The organism is Phyllobacterium sp. OV277, assembly GCF_900104355.1.
GTDB lineage: Bacteria > Pseudomonadota > Alphaproteobacteria > Rhizobiales > Rhizobiaceae > Phyllobacterium.
Genome location: NZ_FNIY01000001.1, coordinates 376879 through 394611, shown reverse-complemented (window position 1 = coordinate 394611; position 17733 = coordinate 376879). Strand labels below are relative to the sequence as shown.

Below are 17733 nucleotides of genomic sequence, written 5' to 3'. Positions count from 1 at the left end.
ATATTGACGCCATGATTGCCGAGCTTATGACGCCTGCCAAAAATCATGTTGATTTTGGCTTTGTTGGAAAGACGACACATTGATTTCGGACCCAGCCACGTCACCGGTTCACAGCAATGAGAAAGCGCTGCAGCAGATCAATGCGCGCTCGCAGCTCAAACTGCCATGGGGCAAGCGGACGAAATCCGCCTTGTTCACGTTCTTCGGCGTCGGTGTGGCTGTCCTTAGCCTGTTGGTGCTGACCCATCTGTCGAGCGAAATTTCCTTCCGCGCCGTCAAACATTCAATCCACGCTATCCCCAATAGCACGTTGCTGCTGGCACTGTTCTTCACATTTGTGAGTTTTGCCGCCGTTGCGCTCTATGACGTCGTGGCTGTTGAGACGATCGCGCCCAAGCGCGTGCCCTATTATATTTCCGCGATGGCGGGGGCGGCGGGCTATGCCATTTCCAATGCGCTCGGCTTTTCACTGCTGACGGGCGGTGCGCTGCGTTACCGGGTCTATGCGGCCGAAGGCATCAATGTTGCTGATATCGGCCGGATTATCGGTACATCATGGCTGGCGATCTGGTTTGCCTTTACCATTATGATTGCCGTTGCGCTGGTGATCGACCCGACGCGCATTCCGTGGATTGTGTCGTTTGGTCCTGATCTCGATCAGTTTATCGGGGCATCAATCCTTGTTGCGGTTGCCGTGCTACTGGTCTGGCTGTCGCGCCGCGAACGCACGCTGAAGGTTGGCAAAGTATCGGTACGTCTGCCTTCGTCGCAGGGTGCCATGCTGCAGATCATCGCCGGTTTGGTTGATGTGGCTGCTGCTGCTGCAACACTCTATGTCCTCATGCCGCATGGGGCTGTGCCGAGTATTGCGGCTTTTGCGCTGATTTATGTGGTGGCTGTCGCCTTGGGTATTATCAGCCATTCCCCCGGCGGTATCGGCGCATTTGAAGCCACGATGATTGCGGGTCTTGGCATTGGCCGTAATCCTGATGCCATTGCCGCTTTGCTGACATACCGGGTGATTTACACCCTGATACCCTTTCTTTTGGCCATTATCGGCTTTGTCATCTCCGAGATATTGCGCCGCCGCCACCTGATCACAGGGCCGACAATCCTGGCGGTGCGCGTGTTCGAAACGCTGATACCGCCGCTTTCGGCAGGTATTGCGTTTCTCGGCGGTATTGTGCTGCTGATTTCTTCCGTCACGCCGGATTTCAGCCGCCGACTTGAGGTGCTTTCCGATTTCGTGCCGATGCCGTTTCTGGAAATGTCGCATCTCGGCGCCAGTTTTGTTGGTCTGGCCCTGCTGATCGTGGCACGTGGCCTTGCCCGGCGGCTGTGGCGTGCCTGGGTTATGGCGGTGATCCTGTTCAGTCTTGGTGCTGTCTTTTCGCTCGCCAAGGGGCTGGACTGGGAAGAAGCGCTGGCATTGACCTTGATGGCGGGCGTTCTCCTGCTATTCGGCGATTCTTTCTATCGCAAACCGATGGGCGAAAGCTTCAAGCTGACTTGGGGCTGGCTCGCCAGTATCGGCACAACGGCTTTCGCCGTGCTGTGGCTTGGCTTCTTTGCCTACCGCCATGTGGAATATGCCAATCAGCTCTGGTGGGAATTTGCATGGGATGCGCAGGCATCCCGCTTCCTGCGTGGCAGTGTCCTGCTTCTGACTGTGCTGGCGGCGATCACAATCAATACGATCATCAACGGTGTTGGCCGGGGCAAGCTGCGCGCGCAGCCCATACCGGAGGGTGTGCCTGATATGGTGGCGCAATCACCGCGTGCATCTGATGCGCTGGCGCTTCTGGGCGACAAGCGTTTCCTGATGGATATTAAGGGGCGGGGTTTTGTCATGTATGCCCGCTCTGGTGGCAGTCTGGTATCGATGGGCGAACCTGTCGGCAGCGATGATGCAATTGGTGATCTCGCCTGGTCGTTCCGCGATATGGCTGACCGGTCAGGCGCGCGCACTGTTTTCTATGGTGTCGGTCCTGAACGCCTGCCGCTGTTCCTCGACATGGGGCTTACGGCTTTGAAGCTGGGTGAAGTCGCCCGGGTGGAACTCGCTGATTTCTCGCTTGAGGGTTCCAAGCGCCAGCCGCTGCGTTACGCGGCGCGCCGTCTGGAAAAGGAAGGCATTTCCTTTGAAATCCTGCCGCGGGAGCAGACACCTGCGGTTATGAATGAATTGCGCGAAGTCTCCGATGCATGGCTCGAAATGAAGTCGGGTTCGGAAAAACGCTTTTCGCTTGGTTCCTTCGAAGCGGATTATCTCTCGCATTTCGATATCGCAATCCTGCGCAAGGAGGGCGCCATTGTCGCCTTCGCCAATGTCTGGCGCGGGGCAGGGCAGAAAGAGATTGCCGTTGATCTGATGCGCCACCGCCCTGATGCGTCGAGTGTGATCATGGATGGTCTGTTCGCCAATCTGCTGATGGCGGCCAAGAACGAAGGCTATGAATGGTTCAATCTTGGCGCCGCGCCACTATCCGGACTTTCCGACAGCCACCTTGCCTCCCGCTGGAACCGTATCGGTTCATTCATCTACCGGCGCGGTGCTGAATTTTATCGATTTGACGGATTGCGCGCGTTCAAGGATAAGTTCGGCCCGAAATGGACACCTTACTATCTGATTTGCCCCCCAGGCCTTGCCACACCACGTTCCCTGATCGACGCAACGAATCTGGTAAGCGGCAGCCCCTTCGAGGTCTTTAAACGATGAAATTTCTACGCAGGCCCTATCTGTATCTCGTCGCTGCGCTTGTAGTCCTTAGCATCATACTTGCTGCCGTTGCCGGCTATCTGCCCCGATTCGGCTGGGGAACATCCAAGAATATTCTGGTGACATCCGAACGTCTCAGCGACGTGCCGTTGCTTCAACCAAGCGTGAAACCAACGGGTATTGCCATTCAGGTGTCGCAGAAGGGTGGTATTGCTGCCGATGATCAGGCGCTGACCAAACTGCTGCTCGATCGCGGTTTTCTCGTCCTGACGGTCAATCTGGAAAAATGGCGCGCGCAACTCAATCAGGATACGGGCGAATGCACCTATTTCGTCTCCGAGCTTGAAGGCATTGCCAAAGAGGCTCAGCGGATGATTTCCCTCGATAGCTATATGCATCCTGTTATGATCGGCATTGGTGAGGGCGGCGTGATGTCCTATGCGTCGGTCGCCAATGCGCCGCCTGCGACACTGGCCGGTGCTGTTGCACTCGATCCATCACCGGCGCTTGATACCAAACTGCCATCCTGTGAAGGTGCGGACTTTGAAGCGGTGCCCGGTCAGGGTTTCAGCTATTCCTATGATGCGGATTTGCCCAACCCTGCTGTGATCGTGCGTGAGAAGGCTGATCCTGCACCCTCAGGCCCTGCAACATCGGGATTTTTCAAGGCGCAGGAAAAGCTGGCTGCAACCAAGCAGGAACGCATGCAGATTGCTGCGGATGCGGCGGTGGAAATTGCCAAGGAGGACGCATCAGCCGATGCCCTGCCGATCATCGATATCCCGAGCAGCAATGGCCCGGCGAAATATCTGGCGGTGTTCTTTTCCGGTGATGGCGGCTGGCGCGATATCGACAAGTCGGTCGGCGATATCATCGCCAAGGAAGGCGTGCACGTGGTGGGCGTCGATTCGCTGCAGTATTTCTGGTCGGTGCGCAAGCCTGAGGATATTGCCAAGGATATCGGCCGCATCGTCAAGAAGGCTGATCCCAACAGCAAACTGCCCGTGGTGCTGCTCGGCTATTCCTTCGGGGCCAATACGGTGCCCTTCGCATGGCCGTTCCTCCCCGATCACCTGCAAAAGCGCATTGCGATGGTCGGATTGATCGGCACGGAAGAGACAACGCCGTTTCAGGTTTCCGTCGGCGCGTGGCTTGGCCTTGGCGGTGACAATGAAGTGGCTCCGGCTGTTGCCAAGATGCCGCCGGAAAAGGTTCTGTGCGTCTATGGCACGGAAGAGGATGATACCGCCTGTACCGACCCGACATTAAGCACCGTGCAGAAAATCCTGCTGGAAGGTAATCATCATTACAATGAGAAATATGATGCGCTGGCGGCCAAGCTGATGGAAGCCATTGCTTCCCGCGTGCAAGGGCAGGCGGCAGCACCGGCAACTGCACCGGCCCCTACAACAGCTCCGGCAACTGCGCCTTCAACTGCCCCGGCGCAGTAATGACGCTGGACCAGTTACGCATCTTTATCGCGGTTGCCGAACGGGAGCACATCACCCATGCGGCGACGGCGCTCAATATGACGCAGTCGGCGGTGAGTGCCGCCATTACTGCGCTTGAGAACAGGCACGGCGTTGTTTTGTTTGACCGGATCGGGCGTTCCATCGTTCTCAACCAGACCGGACGGGTGTTTCTGAAAGAGGCCATCGCCGTGGTGGCGCGTGCCAAAGCTGCTGAAGCCGCCCTGACCGATCTTGCCGGTCTGATGCGCGGCGAGTTGTCGATCATGGCAAGCCAGACGATTGCCGGTTACTGGCTGCCGGAAAGGCTTGGCGCATACCGCAAGCGCTATCCCGGCATTACACTGGATATCCGGATCGGCAATACGAAACAGGTGGCCGAAGCTGTTGAGGCCGGTGAGGCGGAACTCGGATTTGTCGAGGGCAAGGTCGACCACGCGCTGCTGTCGACCAAGATCGTGGCAACGGATGACATGGTCATTGTCGTTGCGTCAGGCCAGCCCTGGGCGGCGCACCGGACAGTGGAAGCCAAGGATTTCAGGGATGTGGCCTGGGTGCTTCGCGAAAAAGGATCAGGCACGCGCTCGGCTTTCGACCAGTTGCTTGGGTCTGTGAGTATGGATGTGAGCATGCTCGAAATCGCCATGGAATTGCCTGGCAATGAGGCAGTGATCGGCGCTGTGGAGGCGGGTGTCGGGGCAACGCTGATATCGCGCAGCGTCGCTTCATCGAAACTGCGGGCAAAGCTTTTGCGGCAGGTTGCCTATCCCACCACGCCGCGCCCATTCTACCTGCTGCATCACCGCGAGCGTTATTACAGCAAGGCAGCCGATGCCTTCGTTTCTCTGGTGGATGCGAAGGTTTGAGACCGTTCGATTTTACCGAATGATTTGATAAGTTTTATGCGTTGGAAGTGATGAATAACTGCCTGCTATTGGTGCTCTGGCACAGACGCAGAGAAAATCATGACCACGCTCGACACATCCACACGCTCCGTTCCCCGTTCGCATTCCGGTAACCGGCTCGGCATTATCAGGCAGTTCACGCCCAACTGGTTTGCGGCGACGATGGGGACGGGCATTCTATCCGTTTCGCTTGGCCAGTTTCCTGAATATGCTGTGGTTTTCGGCGCTGGCGAGCTGTTGTGGTTCTTCAACATACTGCTCTTTGCGACCTTCACGCTCATCTACGTCGCGCGCTGGCTGCGCTACCCTGAGGAAGCAAAACGGGTGTTTGATCATCCTGTGATGTCGATGTTTTTCGGCTGCATTCCTATGGGTCTTGCCACCATCGTCAATGGGTTCTTGATATTCGGCATTGCCCATATCGGGGAGCGCGCCGTTGATATCGCCTATAGCCTCTGGTGGCTAGATGTGGCGCTGTCTGTCGGCTTTGGTCTGGTGATACCGTTCATGATGTTTACACGGCAATCCCATGCGATGGAGCAGATGACATCCGTCTGGCTTCTGCCTGTCGTGGCGTCAGAAGTGGCGGCTGTTAGCGGCGGGTTGCTCTTGCCGCATGTTGCCGACGTTTCGAGCCAGCTATCTATTCTTCTCGCCAGCTATGTGCTCTGGGCGCTGTCTGTGCCGCTGGCCATGTGCATTCTCGTCGTTCTGTTCCTGCGCATGGCCCTGCACAAACTGCCTCCCGCAAACATGGCGGCATCGAGCTGGCTGGCGCTTGGCCCCATTGGAACGGGAGCGCTCGGCATGTTTGTGCTCAGCGCCAATGCAACTGATATTCTCGCGGCGCATGGTTTTGGCGCGGTGGCGAGCGCAGTATCCGGCGCAAGCCTGATCCTTGGCGTGGTCCTCTGGGGCTATGGTCTTTGGTGGCTGGCCATGGCCGTGATGATCACCATCCGGTACTTCCGCAACGGCGTTCCATTCAATCTTGGCTGGTGGGGTTATACATTCCCGCTTGGCGTCTATGCCGTGGCAACCCTGCGCCTTGGCCATATTTTCCCGGTTGCCAGCATTGCCGTGTTTGCGGAAATTCTTGTCGTCGCGCTGGCTCTTATCTGGCTTGTGGTTGCCGCACGCACGGTGCGGGGTGTCTGGCTGGGACAGATGTTCGCCGATCCCAGCCTTGAGCTGCGTTCTGCCTAACCGATTTCTGTCAGGCTGCTGAAGACCAATCCCGTCGGGTTGGCTTTGGCGGAAGCCTTGATCGTTGCGATGCTGGCGCTCACCCGGTTAACGTCCGCATGGATGAGGCCTTCGGCAATCTCCAGAACGGCAATACTGCAACGCATCAGCGGAAAATGGCGCTCGCCGCCGGATCGGTCATGGGCGCGGATAGCACCCGCCGCACGATCCTCAGGCGTGTAAAGATCAAGCACATTGGTCTGGAAATCGCTGAGCAGGCTGGTCAAACGTTCCTCCACGTCGGCACGATTGCCGCCTGATATACCGATGAAAAAGTCATCGCCGCCGACATGGCCGAGGAACTTGTCTTCGCCGACGAAATGGTGCCGGAGCAGCGAGGCAAACAGGCCAAGCGCGAGATCGCCTTTCTGAAAGCCGTAATGATCATTGAACGGTTTGAAATTGTCGAAGTCGCAATAACAGAAGAAGCGGGGGGCAGAACTGTCGCGCATGACGTCCTGCACATAATCGCGGATGGAGCGGTTGCCGGGCAGGCCGGTGAGCGGGTTCTGGTCCTGTGCGGTCTTCAGCTGTTTTTCGTTGATGATCTTCAGCAGCGAGGAAGCAGAGAGGACACCGGCGTAGCGCAGGTTTTCCGTGAGGATCACACAGTCACTGCCATCAATACCGGCGAAAATCTTGAGCATCTGTTCGGCTGGCGTATCCAGATCGGCAATCGGCGTGCCCGTCACAAAATGGGAAATGCCGCGCTGATAAATGCGGTTTTTGAGCAGATCACGACCGAAGGGATGATAAATCATCGCCTTGACGTGGTATTCGTGCAGAACACCGCGCGGCTCGTCATTGGCGCCCAGCACCGGAAAGAAGCTCTGCTGCGGGTTTTTGCGGAAGAGTTCGAATACATTATCGAGATCGTCATTCTCATGCACCACCGGAAGGCGCTGCACCTGCGCGCGGATGAGAATGCTGTCAAGCGTTGTGGTCTGCCTGCGGCCGGTCCCTGCCTGTTCAAGGTGCGGGTAGCTGTCCTGCAATTCGCCGACATTGGTGGTGGGTCTTGCGATGTAATAGCCCTGAACGAGATCACAACCAAGATCACGGCAGACAACATATTCGGCTTCGGTCTCCACACCCTCGGCAATGACGCGTGCGCCGAGCATATGCGCCATCTGGACGATCTGCTTGACGATGTGACGTTTGCGCGCGCTGGCATCGAGGCCGGAGATGAAATGGCGGTCAATTTTCACATAGTCAGTGGGATAATCGCAAAGCAGTTTCAGCCCGTTGAAGCCGACGCCAAAATCATCAATGGCGAGCTTGAAACCGCCATGGCGTAGCTTGTTGATCAGGGCGGTGAAGGCGGGGTCTTTGGTATTGTCGAAGCGTTCGGACAATTCAAAGCAGATGGAGGAGGGGCGAATACTGGCCTTGATGAGCTGTGTGGTCAGGCGCTCGACGAAATTGTTACCGAGGCTGATCAACCGTGCATCAATGTTGATGAACAACATGCGGTGGGCAAAGCCGGGCAGGCCGGAAAATCCGGCAAAGGCCCTGATATTGATCATCTGTTCCAGTTCGGCCAGTTGCCCGACATCATAGGCTTTGTCGAGCAATTCGGGCGGTGAGCCGAAACCCAGCCGGTCAAAGCCGCGCATGAGGGATTCATAGCCGAACGTCGCCCCCGTTGCCGCCTCGACGATGGGCTGGAATGCGGTTTCTATGGCCAGCTTTGCGAGGGTCACGAGCTGATCGTCGCCAAATCGACGCAGAACCAGTTTTTCGGCGGGTTGGAAGGACATGGGGTACTCCGGCATGAATGCGAATTGCCGCGGGATACTTCGTGCCTATCCTTGAATATTCCGTTTCTGCCAGATGACAGTTTTATGAAGTTTGTAGCGGGCACGCCGCAGGCGCGCGCTTTTGGCTGTTCCAGTGGGTTTCCGGTCTCACAGTTCACCCGAAACCTCTCGCCTTCGTTGATCGAGTTCTTCGCTGTAACGGCGCAGCGTATGGCTTTCGGTCAAAAGGCCCATGACATTGCGCTCGATGAGATTATCGACAACGGCAAGCGCTTCACTTTCGGTCTTGTCAAAGATGCCGACTGCCTGCCTGGCATTCATCTGTGGGTGCAGGAAATCGCTCTGGTATTTCAGAAGGCTGCCAATTTCCTGCGTGCTCGCGGTTTCATCGACCACTGACGAATGAGCTTCTGGCACGAGAACGATACCCGCATATTTCCCTTGATCATCAAGCACAACAACCCGCTGGGTGGAGCCGAGGGGAAAATCATGGCGGAAATCGGCGATGGTCATGTGGGTGGATGCGGTGCGAACATCCCGGCGCATCAGGCGGTCAACAGTCAGATTGCGAATCCAGCCGACGTCATGCGCACTGCGGATACTTTCACCGCGAAGGTGAAAGCGCCATGTGGCAAAGGAATAGCCAAACGTATTGCGCACGGTTAGCGACGCGGTGATGACGGCGGCCAGAACCAGAGCGGTAATCGGAAAATCGCCTGTTATCTCCAGTGCAAGAAAGGTCATGGTCAGTGGGCCGCCGATGACTGCCACAGCGAGGGAACTCATGCCGACAACCGCGTAAATAACCGGAGTAAGCGTCGCATGGGCGAAAATGAAGGGAGCGGAGTAGGCAAATATCTTGCCGAGCAGGGCGCCCATGAACAGCGAGGCGAAGAACAGGCCGCCGCGGAAGCCTGATCCGATGGATACAGCCGAGGCGGTGGATTTGAGCAAGAGTATGCCAAGGAGTGTGGCAATGGTTGCCGTGTGATCGAGATTGAGATGCAGGGCGCCATGGCCGCCGGATAGTACCTGCGGCGAGATCAATGCGAGAGCACCAACGACAGCGCCGCCAATAATGGGCCGTACGGACGACGGAACTGAGCTTTTGCGCGCCAATTCCTCGACAAAGGAAACGCCCATCATCAGAAGGATGCCCGCACCGGCGCAGAGAACGCCGAGAAGCATTGCCGGAACATAATCGGCAGTCACGACTGATCCGAACGTGCCGACATCGATCATGAAATCACTGCCAACCAATGCACGGGCAACGATTGTTGAGACCAGTGCCGAGACGACAACCGGGGCCAGACTGACGATGGTGTAGGAACCGATGATCAGTTCGAATGCGTAGAACGAGCCTGCAAGCGGTGCATTGAAAGCTGCCGCGATGGCACCCGCTGCACCGCACCCGACGAGAATGCGGAGTTCCGCGCGGCGCAATTGCAGGGATAGGCCAAGCTTGGATGCAAGGCCGGACGCCAGCTGTGTATAGCCGGCTTCCAGCCCGACGGAAGCGCCGAACCCGTTGGAAATGATGTTCTGCGTGGCAACGATCAGGCTGTCATTAAGCGAGAGACGACCGCCATGCAGGGCGTTGGCCTCGATGGGATCGACCATTGGCCGTCTGCGCCAGCGCGCCAGTATCAGGACAAGTATGCCAAGCACAACGCCGCCCACAAGCGGAGCGGCGAAGACCACCACCTGATCCAGCGCGCTCATGGAACTCAGGCGTTCGCCATCCTCGATTTTGAAGATGAGCTGATGCATTTCCTGGGTGATGAGACTCATGCCGGTGACGACGACACCGGCGACCACGCCGATGAGTGCTGCAGCCAGAACAAGCCCGATTTCATTGCCGCGTGCGAATGCCCTGAGGCGGCTGGGTGCCAGAAGGATGGATAGGACACCAAGGCGGCGAATGTTGAATTTGCGGAACATTTTGGACTGCGAAGGTAAAGACAGCTGCCCTTGCAGGTTTATACTGAACGCGCGGCGGCGTCAAAACGCAGAGCGTTAAAAACGTGGCAATACGGCTTTAGTTGCGCGTGTATCGTGATCTGATCTGCGGGCGGGTGCCCGGCAGGACAGGGGCTTTCAGAACCGCCGCTTCGATCTGCTCACGGCGCAATTGATGTGCCCGTGCTGCATCAATCGTCAGGCGCAGTTCAAAGTTCTTGCGCACGGCCCTGTCTACCGCAAGCTCGGCAAGCCGCTTCACATCCGATACGCCTGACGTGAAGATTTGCAGAATGATCAGGGAGATTTCCTGCGCATAGACTTTTGAGCGCGGCCCAAGGTCCAGCATGCGAAAAGCTTCGGCATAAGCTTTGCGCATTGTTGCCAGATCTTGCGGCGAATATATCGGACCCGCTGAATCACAAAAAATCATATCTGCCCCTGACACGACATATGTCGTCCGCCGCCACTACCCAATCCACCCGCATATAAACTATTTGCAATAGTTTCAGAGGACAACTGAAATTCGCATTACGGCAAAAAAACCCATTATTGATGAATATTAGGCCACCAATATGAAAACTTTATTGGCCTGGTGTGTCACGAATGTGGGCAGGTCTGGGGTTGTCCATTCAAACCCTGATGTTTGATCTCGAGCGTTGCCTTTGCCGTCTCACCATTTCTGGTGATGGTCACAACATAGATGCTGTCGAAATCATCGCCCTTCCATTTCGGCACGTCTGTTGAAGCGGCGTTGTTCGCTTCCAGAAGGTCGCTGACAATATTGTCGATCTTCTTGTGTTCCCAGGCGACGAGGATACGGGCATTGCGCAGCTTGGAATTGTTCAGAGCCTTGTTGAGGTCTTTGCGATCAGAAACACCGATGCTCGTATCAACAGGCAGACCGAGGGATATGGCTGTTGGCTCGATTGTCGCAAGCGGACGGATATAGTCGTAATCGACCCCGTCATCTTCCTTCCGGTCCGATGGATTGGGTGCAAAAATGAAATCGGGCTTTCCAATCACCTTGGCGATGACGGGCGGAAGGGCGAGAGAACGATTCAAGCCCTGGCAACTCAGCTGTCCCAGTCCTTTTTCCGGCTTTTCGCCGTGCCTGATAAAGGCAATCGTCTGAACACTGCTGCTGCTCCACGCGGGGCTGGATGCGAAAGTCAGGGCGCTTAAGGTCGTCAGAGCTATTGTTGTCATTGTTGCGATTGTTGGTCTTGTCATGATGGGCTCCCTCGTTTGTCACTTCCTATTCCGGCTAACTTGGAAGAGCTATAGAATTCTTTAAGAGTGAGCTGCGACATATGCATATTCGCTGGTTTCGACTTGATTGCGTTCAATGACGAAGCGTGATGAATGGTCTCCGGTGAACGTTCGGGAGAGTCATTGAGCGGCGCGTGCGAACAAATGTGACAATCCAAGATAGAAAAGTGCACTTTTGTGTTAAAAACGGCAGCTTAACTATTGCTAAAAGTGCTTCGATGGGAAAAGTACGACTAATATATCAAGAGGCCGCTGAACTTGACCAAACATACCCCGCTTCAGTCCCGAATTCGCGATCAGCTGCAACGCCGGTTCGGTGAGGACCTGCACGTTGGCGACAGGGTCAATGAAGCAGAAATCGCCGATGCGCTTGGAATTTCGCGTACACCGGTGCGCAAGGTGTTGTGGCAGCTGCAAAATGAGGGCGTCGTCAGCTATGAGCAGCATCGCGGCTTTCGTCTGGCAGATGCGACCATCGATACTCTTGAGGCGGATGGCGAAAGAGACGAGTTGCTTGATGAGCGCGTGATGCGTGATATGGCCCTCGGCAATCTCAGTTCGGTCATCAGCGAACGCGCATTGATGCAGAAATATGAGGTGCCGCACGGCATTCTCATGTCAACACTGCGCCGCCTGATGCGCGATCAACTGGTTGAGCCGTCGGTCGGGCATGGATGGATATTTTCCGATGTCAGCGCCACGGCGCTGGAGAACGGGTATAATTTCCGCCAGATTCTGGAACCGGCAACGATCCTTGCCGATCCTTATTTCATCGATACCGAGGCGTTTCAGGCGCTGGATCGCGATCATGCCAATACAATCAGCAATATCGACAAGCTTGATCAGCGACGGCTGTTTGACCTCGATGCAAAATTCCACCGGCTGATTGCGCTCGGTGCCCGGTCAACGCATCTGGTTGATGCCATAGAACGCCAGAACAATATTCGCCGGGTGAATGAATATATCGGTTTTGTGCGGCTGGACCGGATTCGCGAATCCCTGATAGAGCACCGCAATATCATCGCCGCGCTGCTGCGGGGCGAACGTCAGGTAGCGGCGGCGCTGATGCGGCTGCACCTGCAAATCTCCAAAGATGAAACATTCAAACATATTGATGAGGATTTGGAGAGGGTGCGGGCGGGTGATCTGCATCTGCTCAAGTAGGGTAGTTGCGATCAGTTCTGCGTGTGGTGATTGTTTGTGGTTCGTGGTTCGTGGTTCGACAAGCTCACCATGAGGGAGAGTGAGGATGCAACGCTAATCGCCCGCATTGCAGATCATCAACGTTTCAGAATGTGGCTCCCCTTCATCATCACTCTCCCTCATGGTGAGCTTGTCGAACCACGCACCACGAACCGATGATCCTATAGCGAAACCTTCCACATCAGGTCGCCGTGCCTGCATTTTCCTTCAACGTCCTGAATTTGCTGGAAATCTGCGAAAGCTTGGCGTCCCATTCCGGGTTTGGCAACTGACCTTCGATTGTCCGGAAAAACACCTGCATCATGCAGGCGATGGCAAAGGGCTCGATGAGAGCCGCCTTTATGGCCCAGGCAAAAATAAGCGCGGCGACCAGACCGCCCGACGACCAGCCACCGGGAATCCAGTAAACCAAAGCGGCAGCCGGGGTCAGCATCAGGATAAAAACGGCAATCGTCAGGGCATAGACGATGATTGTCAGAAATGCCGCATTGCGCAGCATCGTGCCGGTATTCTGGCCGTAGAGAACCAAAGCCGTTTGTGCTGCTTGCCATGGGTTGGAACTGCGGGTGCGGATCGTATAGCCAAGCATGACTTCATCGATGAACCCGACTGCAATGCGCAGGAATGCGCGGATTAACGAGGCAAGCTGCTGCAAGCCGGGAATGGGGAGAAAAGACGCGATGCCCTGCACCAGTCCCGTGATCGTTGTCAGCACGCCCTTGATCAACTGATCGATGACAAAGAGTGTACTTGTCTCGGCAAAGCGGCTGGTCACAACCTCTTTGCCATAGTCGATCTGGCCCTTGTTATCGGGCAATGGCCTGCCGTCCAGCAACTCGACAAGCACCGCGATATGAGCCGCCTTGACGACATAAAGAATGTATTCGCGCATCAGATAAAGGACGCCTGCCGTCAGGCAGAAACCGGCCAGACCGCCGATGAAGGCGGAACCGGCGCGAAAACTTTCATCACCGAGACCGCCTATGCCCCAACCAATGCCTGCACCGGTTCCGGTAATAAGCACATAGGCTACAGCCATGCCGAAATAGACGGCAATGCGAAGCATAATGAACGGCGCTGTCTGCACCATAAGCCCAAGTGAACGCGCGATACTGAAATTCCACATATATTCCTGCCCGATTTTAGACAATGTCCAATCGCTGGCGACCCAATGATTGGCATTTCGCGCGACACTCTTCCAGCGGAGATCAAAAGCGCAACTGTCATATGACGGCTGTGCGCATTTGCGGTGGGCATAAAAATGCCGGGCACAGGGCCCGGCATTGCATGGCTTTGCTGCGGTTACAGGTTAATGCAAAAAGCCCATATAGCGCGGCAGCGACAAGGTGATTTCCGGGATGAAAGCAATCAGCAGCAGACAGACGAACAGGATCAGCAGATATTTCGCGATTGGCCTGACCGTTGCTTCGAGAGATACCCCGCCCACCGCGCAGCTTGTATAGAGACCGAGCCCCAATGGCGGCGCGAACAGGCCAAGCCCCATCGCAACGATCAGGACAATGCCATAATGCAGCGGGTGGATGCCAAAGCTCTGCGCCACGGGAATGAGCAGCGGGCCGAAGATGATCAGCGCCGGAGCGCCTTCAAGCGCCGCACCCATAACGATAAGGATCAGGATGGAGGCAATGATGAATGCCCATGAACCGGCACCATGGCTGAGATTGATCATGGCCTCCGCCAGCATATGCGGCACCTGATCAATGGTCAGCGAGAAGGCGACAGTCTGTGATGCGGCCACCACGAAGAGGATCATGCCCGCCAGCGTTGCCGAACGAACAAACAGCGTCACCGTGCTACGCCATGTCAATTCTTTGAATACCAGACGTCCGACAAGCAGCGCATAGGCAACAGCAAAGGCGCCGATTTCGGTGGCCGTGGCAAAGCCGGAGCGATAACCGCCGAAAATAATGACAATAACGCCAAGGCTGACAGCACCGCTCCACAGAAGATTGGTCAGGCTGCGGCCTGAGGTTTCCACCGGGGCAGGCGGTGCTTTCTTCGAGAAAATGATGACGCCGAGGATCAGCGCACCTGCCATCAGGATGGCCGGGTAGATACCGGCGGCAAACAGACCGCCGATGGAGAGATTAGCGACATAGCCGAGAATGATGAGGTTGATACAGGGCGGAATGGTTTCGGCCATCACGGCACTGGCGGCCAATAGAGCCACGCCCTCGGACGGATCATGACCCGAGCGGCGCATTGCCGGGATCATGACCGTGCCAACAGCAGTAACATCCGCAAGTTTCGAGCCTGAAATGCCTGAGAACAGCACCATGCTGAGAATGGTGACGATGTTGAGCCCGCCCTTGCGCTTGCCGACGCCACGGCGCAGCAGTTCGATCAGGCGCACCGACATGCCGTTCACTTCCATGGCAAGGCCGGTGAGAACAAAGAAGGGGATGGCGAGCAGCACGAAATTATCGATGCCGCTTGATGCCTGCTGGGCAAAGACAGCGAATGGAATAAAGCCATCGCCGAAAATGTAGAGCAGGGCGCCGACGCAGAGCGAAAAGGCGATGGGAATGCCGCTGGACAGGCAAATCGCAAAGCCGCCGAGCATGAGGAAAAGCGGGCTTGGTGCGAGTGCGGGAAAGACAATGCTCCAGAGCGCAACGACACCGGCGAGAACAAGAAGCCCTGCCAGACCCGCAAGGATATCGGCCTTGGGATAAACAAGCAGCCGCGCTGCGGTGAAAATCGCCATGCAGAAGCCGCCGACGACAAGCGGATACATGAAGAGGTTTTGCGGCCAGCCAGTTGATGTGACCTGTGTTGAGGCGGATTCGCAGTACTGGATAGCGAAAATCGCTACAGCGAGCGTTACCCCAAGTTCGATCCATAAACCGGCTGTTTCGACACGGGCTGCGTGCTGTGGAGCCAGCTTGTCGCGTAAGATACGGATGCCGACATGGTTGCCCTTTGCGACTGCCGCTGCTCCACCCAGAAAGGCAACGGCTATGAGCAGCATGCGGGCGACTTCATCGGCCCATAAAATGGTGTCGTTGAAGATATAGCGCCAAAGGACGGCTGAGATGACCAGCAGGAGATCGGCGGCCAGGGCGATGGCGGCGAGAATCTCGACAATGCGCAGGAGCGCGCCGATAAACGGCGCTCCCCGGACGGCTGGTGCGTGGGAGGTGGGGAGTGCAGCCTCGACGGACATGGTTGACCTCAGGCCTTGTGGATCGAGTCAAGCACTGGCTTGGTGCTTGGATAGGTCTTGGTAAATTCGCTCCAGAGTGGCATGACAAGTTGCTTGAAAGCCGCACGGTCGACCTCGTGTGTTGTCACACCATTGCTGCGCAATTTTGCCAATGCGCTGGCTTCGATCTCGTTTGCTTTGCTGCGCTGGAAGGTGGATGCCTCGGCTGCCGCTTCCCGGAAAGCGGGCAGGTGTTCCGCTGGAATCTTTGACAGGGCGCGCTTGCCGATGACGATGGTCTGCGGATTGCAGATATGCTGGGTGAGGGAGATGTGCTTGGCCACCTCATAGCATTTGAGCGCAAGAACGGTGGGAGCGTCGTGCTCAAGCCCGTCGATAACCCCGGTTTGCAGGGCAGTATAGACTTCGCCGAGTGACATCGGGGTTGGTGAAGCGCCCATGGCCTTCAACGTGGCAACGAAATTGGCAACCGGCAGGACGCGGATCTTTTGACCCTTGAGCAGTTCCGGCGTATTGGCTGGCTGGCGCGCTGTCACGTTGCGCCCGCCAAGACTATAGGCCCAGCTTACGACTTCAACGCCGATCTTGTCGGCAAAAATACCGTTCAGCACCTTGCCCGCATTGCCATCAAGCACTGGACCAGCGGCATCCATTGAGTCGAACAGATAGCCAAGATCAAGCACACCGATCTCGGGTGCCAGTGTTCCCCAGATCGAGGAACCAGAGATCATCATGTCGACAATGCCGAGCTTGACCTGACCGACAATGTCGGCCTCCTTGCCGAGCTGATTGTCAGGAAAATATTTGATCTCCACCGCATCGCCAAGCTTGTTCTTCAGGCCACTTTGAAAGCGGTCATACCAGAGCCAATGCGCGGAATTGGGATCAGCGGGTAGGGATGATGACATGCGCAAGGCAATGGGAGCAGCTTCTGCTCGTGTTGCGCGACCGATAATGGCAAATGTTCCGGTACCAGCAAGGCCAAGGCCAAATGCACGGCGTGTCAGGCGAATATCCTTCATAGTAACTCCTCCACGGACCACACAGGTGGTCCTCACTGTTCCAGACGCCACCCCCGGCGTCCCCCGTTTTACCGCTCTTTATCAGGGCGGCTTGAAACACGACGGCGGCTCCTCAACCGGATCGGCGTGCTGTTGTTTATGCGCAGGCTCAGCTTGGTTCGGGCGGGATGATGTGCGAAACAGATATGGGGTGTTCTGGCACCTTATCGTGGTTCGCAAACAGGCCGTCGCTTGACCTCAAATGGCGTGGCATATACTAGTATGGTAGTATGATATGGTAATCGATGCAATGCAAGCGGATGGGAGGAGCTTATTTTGACGATTGATCTCAGCCGCGGTGGTTCAACAGCTCAACGGCTCGAAAAAGAACTACTCAGAGCGATTGTTTCGCTTGAACTATATCCGGGTGTCCGGCTGTCGGAGCAGGAGATTGCCGAGCGTTACGGCGTGTCGCGCCAGCCGGTGCGCGAAGCTTTGATTGCGCTCAGCAAGCAGCATTTTGTTGAAGTCCTGCCGCAACGGGGGACGATTGTCGTCAAGATTTCCATTGCGAAAATGCGCGAAGCGCGGTTTCTGCGCGAGGTGATCGAAAGCGCTGTTGTCAGGCGAGCCTGTGAAGAATTTGATCCGGCAAGCCGCGAAAAGATTGATGAGGCACTGGAGGCGCAGGCCCGAGCGGCGGCCAGATCAGATTCCACGGCTTTTAAGAAGTTTGACGAGCAGTTCCACATTGCCCTGGCTGAAGGTGCAAGTTGCCCGATGGCGTGGTCCGTCGTCGGTAACCTCAAGGCGCATATGGACCGCGCCTGCCAGCTTAGCCTGCTGAACACGGCTTCCATGCAATTGCTCATCGAACAGCATCAGGCGATCATCGGCGCAATCGATGCCGGTGATCCCGATGCGGCGGAAGCGGCCATGAATTATCATCTCACCGAGATTTTGCGTGTGCTGCCGGAGATCGAAAAGAACCATCCGGATCTGTTTGAATAGGT

At 56.3% G+C, this 17733-nt stretch carries 13 protein-coding genes; 6 read left to right on the top strand and 7 right to left on the bottom strand.

The window, feature by feature from the left end:
* The first annotated feature begins 79 nt into the window (after positions 1 to 79).
* The 4 genes from mprF (at position 80) to BLU05_RS02035 (ending at position 6299) form a co-directional block, all read left to right on the top strand.
* Positions 80 to 2719: a bifunctional lysylphosphatidylglycerol flippase/synthetase MprF gene (gene mprF, locus BLU05_RS02050; RefSeq protein WP_244518112.1), complete on the top strand. Its 2640-nt coding sequence runs from the start codon at positions 80 to 82 to the stop codon at positions 2717 to 2719.
* Positions 2716 to 4170 (top strand): virulence factor family protein, encoded by a 1455-nt coding sequence (locus tag BLU05_RS02045; protein ID WP_091877477.1) that lies wholly within the window; start codon positions 2716 to 2718, stop codon positions 4168 to 4170. Before mprF ends, BLU05_RS02045 begins: the two co-directional genes overlap by 4 nt.
* Complete coding sequence (locus BLU05_RS02040) at positions 4170 to 5054, top strand: LysR family transcriptional regulator (RefSeq protein ID WP_091877474.1); 885 nt, start codon at positions 4170 to 4172, stop codon at positions 5052 to 5054. Before BLU05_RS02045 ends, BLU05_RS02040 begins: the two co-directional genes overlap by 1 nt.
* A gap of 99 nt (positions 5055 to 5153) precedes the next feature.
* Positions 5154 to 6299: a TDT family transporter gene (locus BLU05_RS02035; RefSeq protein ID WP_091877472.1), complete on the top strand. Its 1146-nt coding sequence runs from the start codon at positions 5154 to 5156 to the stop codon at positions 6297 to 6299.
* On the opposite strand, the gene BLU05_RS02030 is transcribed toward BLU05_RS02035, so the two are convergent.
* The 4 genes from BLU05_RS02030 to BLU05_RS02015 form a co-directional block, all read right to left on the bottom strand.
* Positions 6296 to 8098, bottom strand: a complete 1803-nt coding sequence (locus BLU05_RS02030; RefSeq protein ID WP_091877470.1) for a bifunctional diguanylate cyclase/phosphodiesterase — start codon at positions 8096 to 8098, stop codon at positions 6296 to 6298. The genes BLU05_RS02035 and BLU05_RS02030 overlap by 4 nt on opposite strands.
* Before the next feature lie 147 nt (positions 8099 to 8245).
* Positions 8246 to 10039, bottom strand: coding sequence for a chloride channel protein (locus tag BLU05_RS02025; protein ID WP_091877468.1), 1794 nt, complete (start codon positions 10037 to 10039; stop codon positions 8246 to 8248).
* Positions 10040 to 10136: 97 nt separating this feature from the next.
* Positions 10137 to 10436, bottom strand: coding sequence for a hypothetical protein (locus BLU05_RS02020; RefSeq protein ID WP_139210380.1), 300 nt, complete (start codon positions 10434 to 10436; stop codon positions 10137 to 10139).
* A gap of 221 nt (positions 10437 to 10657) precedes the next feature.
* A complete protein-coding gene (locus BLU05_RS02015) occupies positions 10658 to 11290 on the bottom strand; it encodes a hypothetical protein (protein WP_244518110.1) in 633 nt (210 codons plus the stop codon).
* Positions 11291 to 11587: 297 nt separating this feature from the next.
* On the opposite strand from BLU05_RS02015, the gene BLU05_RS02010 reads away from it, so the two are divergent.
* On the top strand, positions 11588 to 12493 hold the full coding sequence (locus BLU05_RS02010) for a GntR family transcriptional regulator (protein WP_210184586.1): 906 nt from the start codon (positions 11588 to 11590) through the stop codon (positions 12491 to 12493).
* A gap of 220 nt (positions 12494 to 12713) precedes the next feature.
* On the opposite strand, the gene BLU05_RS02005 is transcribed toward BLU05_RS02010, so the two are convergent.
* The 3 genes from BLU05_RS02005 to BLU05_RS01995 all read right to left on the bottom strand — a co-directional run bounded on the left by BLU05_RS02005 (position 12714) and on the right by BLU05_RS01995 (position 16741).
* On the bottom strand, positions 12714 to 13658 hold the full coding sequence (locus BLU05_RS02005) for a hypothetical protein (RefSeq protein WP_091877464.1): 945 nt from the start codon (positions 13656 to 13658) through the stop codon (positions 12714 to 12716).
* A 183-nt stretch (positions 13659 to 13841) separates the two neighbouring features.
* Positions 13842 to 15719 carry a TRAP transporter large permease gene (locus tag BLU05_RS02000; protein ID WP_091877462.1) on the bottom strand — a complete coding sequence of 626 codons (1878 nt, stop codon included), beginning with the start codon at positions 15717 to 15719 and terminating at the stop codon, positions 13842 to 13844.
* Between the two features lie 8 nt (positions 15720 to 15727).
* Complete coding sequence (locus BLU05_RS01995; RefSeq protein WP_091877460.1) at positions 15728 to 16741, bottom strand: TRAP transporter substrate-binding protein; 1014 nt, start codon at positions 16739 to 16741, stop codon at positions 15728 to 15730.
* A gap of 312 nt (positions 16742 to 17053) precedes the next feature.
* Here BLU05_RS01995 and BLU05_RS01990 point away from each other — a divergent pair, with 312 nt between their 5' ends.
* Positions 17054 to 17731 (top strand): FCD domain-containing protein, encoded by a 678-nt coding sequence (locus tag BLU05_RS01990; RefSeq protein ID WP_091877458.1) that lies wholly within the window; start codon positions 17054 to 17056, stop codon positions 17729 to 17731.
* Positions 17732 to 17733 lie beyond the last annotated feature (2 nt).